Here is a 1,040-nt window from a genome sequence, read left to right on the forward strand (position 1 = left end):
TATCCTTGGAAACACTGGAAAAACATAGATGCGAAACCAGATTATGCCAACATAAAAATTGAAGCTGTAGACATTTGGCATTTTATTATGTCTCAAGGACTTGAAGATTATAAAAGAGGAGATCTTGGCAGTATTGACACACTGGCCAGAAATATCAATGATCTCCCAAACTTCTCAACATTTTCTAACGAAATAAAAGAAAATTTCAAAGATCATTATGCACAGATCGCTGTCGTAGAAGTACTGATGAAAACACTTTTCTGTGAAGGGTCGACAGAAAAAATTATGGAAGCATTTATAGATGTAGCGTTACAATCAGGACTTAATCTTGATGCACTTTATCAACTCTATGTAGGTAAAAATATCTTAAATAAGTTCAGACAGGACCATGGGTATAAAGAGGGTTCATACATCAAAATATGGAATGGTGAAGAAGATAACGTTATGATGCAACGTGTACTTGAAGAAAATGAAGATATAACTCCGGATGGACTCTACAAAGCACTCGAAGAAGCTTATCCAAAGGGATGATAAGCAACTAAATTGCAATGCAAGCGAGGCACTAAATGCCCAGTCGTAAGTAGGTTTTTGAGCTTTGCTCGAAAAGCGTATTGAATGATACTCTTACCCAAAAGGGTAAACTTTACTCTGTCATCCTGGTCAAATCTTTTTCCACAATTTGATTTCCGCGTACACTTACTTTTGTTGCTATACGTATATTTTTTATACTGTCATACCCACACTCTTCTCCACATTTAACAGTACCTATAAGATAATAACTTCCCGATGGCACTCCATAAAATGCAAATTTTCCATTCTTATCTGAAGCTGTGAATTTTAAGTAATTGAAGAGTCTTGAATCTGCTTTTTGCATCTTAGATCCACCCAAGTAACTCTCTTCATACCACTGTTCTGAGTAACTTGTTATCGGATTTAAGTAGAGTCGTGTACTGGCACCTAAAACACGTTTATCATATTAATCCTTCACATAGATCGTAACCTTTACAGTACCTTTACCAGTTATTTCCAAAAAATAATAA

General features: G+C 35.4%; 2 protein-coding genes. One reads left to right on the forward strand and one right to left on the reverse strand.

Translation table 11 applies throughout. The features are described 5' to 3' along the window. The coding region (locus ABYK33_RS15885) for a dUTP diphosphatase (RefSeq protein ID WP_373034297.1) at positions 1-531 on the forward strand (531 nt) is incomplete at its 5' end. Positions 532-643: 112 nt separating this feature from the next. Here ABYK33_RS15885 and ABYK33_RS15890 read toward each other — a convergent pair. Continuing rightward, on the reverse strand, positions 644-874 hold the full coding sequence (locus ABYK33_RS15890) for a hypothetical protein (RefSeq protein ID WP_373034299.1): 231 nt from the start codon (positions 872-874) through the stop codon (positions 644-646). Between the last annotated feature and the right edge of the window lie 166 nt (positions 875-1,040).

The sequence above is a fragment of the Sulfurovum sp. genome (assembly GCF_041562805.1).
In the GTDB taxonomy this organism is placed as follows: domain Bacteria; phylum Campylobacterota; class Campylobacteria; order Campylobacterales; family Sulfurovaceae; genus Sulfurovum.

Excerpts from the sequence above, each read along its gene's own strand:
- ABYK33_RS15890 (WP_373034299.1), bottom strand. The coding sequence starts at position 874 with ATGCAAAAAGCAGATTCAAGACTCTTCAATTACTTAAAATTCACAGCT.